Source organism: Maribrevibacterium harenarium, from assembly GCF_006385675.1.
Lineage (GTDB): Bacteria > Pseudomonadota > Gammaproteobacteria > Pseudomonadales > Marinomonadaceae > Marinomonas > Marinomonas harenarium.
Genome location: NZ_VFRR01000078.1, coordinates 1 through 5,419, shown reverse-complemented (window position 1 = coordinate 5,419; position 5,419 = coordinate 1). Strand labels below are relative to the sequence as shown.

Here is a 5,419-nt window from a genome sequence, read left to right as displayed (position 1 = left end):
GTTCAAACGCGGCAATGCGAACATCAACTCAGGGAATGACAGATTCGGGAAGTCTAATCCCAAATCTGGGTAGGCTAAGTTCAAATCCGCTAGAGATAAGTAAGGCCAGTTCAAATCCACATTGGGGAAGCTGATATTGATGTCTGGCAAACCTAATGATGGCAACGCAAAACCAAGCTCTGGCAAAGACAAATCCGGCAGTTCGATATTTGGCAATATGGCTGCCAAATCTAGATCTGGTAGGTTCAAGCTTGGTAGGCCAAGATCCCCCAAATCCACGTACGGGAAGGATGCCAAAGTCAAATCGATTTCAGGCAAGGTCAAGGATAAGTTGAGGTTTGGATCCAGATCAAACAGGTTGAAATCGAACGGTAAGTTCAACGGCAACATGCTCAGACCCGCTACCAATGGGGTAACACCATCTGCCTCGGTCAATGCGATTGAACCAATTGTGAGAGAGCCAACCGCACCAAATTCGCCATTGATATTGGAAATTAAACCCGCACCTTGTAGACCGGATAGCCGCACCATTGCCCCACCTGGGGCGTCGCCTACTTTCAAGTAGGTGTCGCCCTGAGTCAGCGACATTAACAGAATGTCTTGCGCCCCTTCGCCGCTGACGATTTCCATTTGAGTTTTGGTGAAACCAAATTGACCCGCTAAGTTGTAGGTCACAGGGCCAACGGTTAAGCCAAGGTCTAAGTTGGCATTAATGGCAAAGAAATCGTGGAATTTGTCTTCACTAAAATCAAAGTAAGTGGCACCGATGGTTTCTTCCACCGCTTCGCCCATGGTGTTAAAGCCAACACTCACACCACCAACTTTATTGATGTTGATGCCAGGAAGGTCTGAGCCATCAAGCTGTTTTAGTGTGATATCGCCGGCGTTCATGACCCCCGCAATACCGCGACTGTCGATTAAGATCGCACCATGAATATCCGATACGTTGAGCGCTAACCCTGTCGCGCCGGAGCCTGCCGCTAGGGCAATCGAACCATTTTCAATATCCGCACGAATTTCATCTCGGGTCACCGGATTCATAGACAAGCCCAGATCCGCAGCCAAGGTTTGACCTGAGATATCTAGCTCAGCACGACCGGAAATATCAAAGTACGCTTCCGTGTCGCTATTTGCTTGAGTGAAACCTGCGATTTCGATTGGATTTAGACTTAGGTTTAGGAGTTCAGCATTTTCACCATGCAGAGCCTGACCGTAATGCAGTTTGACTTTAGACAGGTCTAGGCTCGCCACATCACCGGCGGCACTTGAAATCGTGTCGGCACTGCCATCAGCAAACAACCAACTACGGGTATCACCCGCTTTTTGGCTTTCAAGGTAGCTGATACCCAAGTCCAAGCCAGCCACGCTAAGATCAAATACATCGGCGATTTTTAGTGATGCAGATGCATCGGTTAGACCGAATTTCACGACTGAGAAGTCTTGTAATGTGTCGTCAGTATCAAGCAATGACACTTTTGGCTGGTATGCCATTTCGATGCCAGAAGCGACGCTAATACCTGCAAAGCCAAGTTCCGCCGTTGCATTCAAGCCGTAGTATTCGCCCAAATCACCATCGTTATTTAGGGAAACCTCTATGCCGGGCAATACTTCGACATTGACCGCGTTATCGCCAGAGAAATCCAATACTGAGCCATCACTCGCCGTGCGGTTGACGCTCACATTGATTTCGCTACCACTCAAGGTAACACCATCGATACCTTCTAGGCTCAAAGAACCCGCGGAAGCCTGTAGTGATGTCCACTGGCGGGCATCTTGTACATCACGCTCAGAGTATAGACCCAATACAAAATCGGTAGCAGCTAGCTTCACGCCAACTTGGTCATCGGTGCCGCCATTCATACCGGCGAAGGCATCTACCCCCGCTCCGGCAATAACTAACTGATCGACTTCTATGGCATTACCATCCGCATCCTTCACCGTGCTGACGGCTTTATCCATGTAGAAGCCGCCGGAAACTTGAACAAAACCAAAAACGTCCAGAGTAAGGTCAGCGGCGATAGTGGTCATGGCACCACGAGCACCATCCATATCCAATGTGAAAGTGCTGCCAATAGCATTCGTCACTGCTAAATTGGTCACCGCAAAATCCACCACTAGATTCGGATTTACATCCGCAATCAGGTCAGCTTGCTCAACCACGGCGCCTTTTTGCTTAACACTCAAGGAAGTCGTCACATCGGTGTAGGCATAATTCACATCCATCAACGCGATATCTACACCTTTGAGTGTGCCTCCGAAGGTCACCGTCCAGACGCCCTCACCTTGACCAAGCACATCAATAGTCGCACCACTAATACCTGACAGGGCAGTTTCTAAGGCGGCTTCAATGTCCCGAGAGCTCGCCGTTAATGCTAACGCTGAGGTCGTGTAGGTATTACCGCTATGATCTACGCTTAATGTGAACGTGCCTTTGGCAGCGGATTTAACTGTAACTTGCTGAACTTCTGCCACGGCTGCGGTAGTGGAGGTGGTAGTCTCAGTACGTACTAGACCCGCTTGCGTCATTTCAAGGGTCACATCGCCATTGAGTGGTGCGACTTTGGTAGCAATCGTACCAATATCTTTACCCGCTAACGCTCCGCCAAATGTAATCTGCCATTTGCCAGTCGAAGCACTCACGGTAATGTCAGCACCGGCAAAATCACCGCCAAGCGCATTGGTCAAAGCAGTATCGATCTGCTCTGCGGTTGCCGCAAAACTGAGCGCACTGGTGGTGTATGTTTTGCCATCTACAGCATAGGAAAGAGTAAGCGATCCTTTTGCATCACTAGCAAACGTGACGTTTTGAACTTCAGCAACGGTACTGGTAATGGCTGTTTTAGTGACCGCAGAACCTTCTTTTTCTGTGCCAACACTTACGCTCACGCCATTGGTGGAAGTCACTTTAATCGTGGCTATATCTTGGTAGGCGTACTTGCCACCAAAGGTGACAAAGTAAGCGGGATCTTTCGCAGTCGAATTTTGATCGAACTTAACGCGAACAGCGCCAGTGCCCAGCACAGAATCAAAAGCGTCTTGTAGCTTGGTGGCATTGTTGCCAGGGTTACTTGGTGTAAAGATCAAGGAGCCAAGAGATTTGCCTGCAACCTCTAGCGTGTAAGTTCTAAAACTGCCAGTAGCGCCAGAGAATTGAATTTTCTGCACTTCACGAACATTGGTTCCGGTCGTGTTGTAACCCGTCGTTGTTTGACTTCCGGTAACCGCGGTTTGTGTACTCGTGGTGTAGCTTGGTAGAACCAAGCTTGCGCTCAAATTATGGACGGATTTACCCTGTAATGCACCGATAAACTCAATATCAAAGCCTGCTGCACGGGTACCCGTCACTTTCACATTGTTAGCGCCAATTCCATCAAGTGCGGAGATTTTGCTGGTTAATGCGGTGATAAGGTCAGAATCTGTTTGCGTTGCAGTTAATGCAATAGTCTCACTGTCAGCACCGTAATTAAGAGTTAGCGTGCCTTCGTTAGCATTGACTACTAAGTGGTAAATCGCGTTTTGATTGACCGGTGTAAAGGTTTTATTGATGTAGGCCGGTACACCTTCTGTGACTTCCGCTACGTTCGTTGTCACTGACGGTAATTTATGGCTAACCAATAAACCTGAATAGTCAACTCCAGACAGATCGCCACCAAAGGTAATAGTAAAGCCGGTTTCTTTTTCGCCAGTCACTAAAATGTTACCAGCAACCTTGCTCACGCCTGCAGCAGTGAGCAAATCTTCCAACTTGTTTTTGATATCATTGCGAATCACGCTAGATGAACGGCTAGCCGCTACCGCAACAAGAGCTTGCTGGGATAAATACTCAAATACCAACTCCCCTTCGGCAAGGTCGGTATTCAATGTCAAAATGGTATCAAGTACGAGATCAGGCTGAGCAACCGCTTCGCCCTTAGTGCTCAAGTTACGGTTAATGGCGACATTGAGGCTTTCAGCTTGTACCGTCAGCCCATCGACACCCACAAATGCCGCGCTCGTCACACTGGACTGCAACGCCATCCACTGACGCTCGCTGTTACTGCTGTCAGTCATCAGAGCCAACGCCATATCAGCGCCGGTAAGGTCAAAACCAAGCTTGTCTGCCGTACCACCGTTTACACCGACAAACGCGGTAACGTTTTTGGTGCCTAACGTCAGCAAGTCCACGTCTACTTCTTGTCCATCCGACAAGGTAACCTTAGAGGTGGTGCTTTCGATGGCAAAGCCACCCGTAACTGAGAAGAAATTTGCGACGCTAACATTCAGATTGCTTGAACGTAGCGATGTAAAGTTTGCCGTGGTGCCGTAATCAATTTCCCCGATTGTGCCACCAAAATCGATGGTTTGCAGACCTGTGCGATTGTAATAAAGCTGGAAAGTACCGCTTAAGGTCACATCGGTAACACCCACGATTGCCGCATCACCGAGGGCATAAATCGCGTAAGTGGTGCTAGTCGCATTAACTTCAAATATCGCCATGGCTAGATCAGCATTCGATACTTTAGCGTTAATGTCGTCGGTACCTAAGTAAGCGGTGACATTAGAACCTGTCATCATCATGACTTGGGTACTATCAATCTTTTGACGAGCAAAACTAAAGTCACCTGATAACCCGACTGCACCATCTATTTGGGCGCGGAAACCGTAAACATTCAACGCCATGTATGGGGAACCGGTCGCTCCTGCCGCCATGGTCAAATCTTTACTCAAACTACCCACTGTAAGAGTACGTTTATTATCGCCGCTGTAGTCTACTGTGCTGGTGTTGTATTGGAAGCGTGCACGATCTGCCCAGATAGTGTCGGTAATGAAACCGGCACCTTCTAGAACTAGATCGCCTGCCACATCCAGTGCAACAGTCGAATCTTTCTTAATCAATAGCGCTAAATCACCATCGGTGACGCCCGCTTTGAAATCACCCACTCCAAATAGCGCGAGCACTTCCTCACCGAGAATGACAATCTCATCATTTAGCTTGGAGAAGCCCATTTCCCCGCTAAATTCGAACATATCGGCGATACTAAAACCCACTTCACCGAAGATAGAGAAACCTAAGTTACTTAGGTCAAGATCTAAATCAAACGAGCCAAAATCGATATCAGGGAACGCAAAATCTGGCAAGTTGATATCAAACAGACTGATATCGAAGTTAGGTAAATCTAATTTCGGCAATGCCAACACAAATTCTGGCAATGACAAATTCGCCCAATCGATATTCAAATCTGGGAATTTCGCTGATAAGCCAGACAAGGAAACATCTGGCCAATCTAGGCCCAATTTAGGCAGATCAAAGTCAACACTGAAGCCTTTAAGATCGAGTTTTGGCAAAGCAAACATCAAATCTGGCAAAGACACATTCGGCCAGTCGATGTTGAGTTCAGGGAATTTAACGTCTAGCTCACCTAGCTTCACATTCGGCCAA

The 5,419-nt window shown here is 48.0% G+C and carries 1 protein-coding gene; it reads right to left on the bottom strand.

Annotated elements, in window-relative coordinates; translation table 11 throughout:
- Nucleotides 1–5,419: beta strand repeat-containing protein (locus tag FJM67_RS17590; RefSeq protein WP_181161542.1), on the bottom strand; the 5,419-nt coding region annotated here is incomplete at both ends.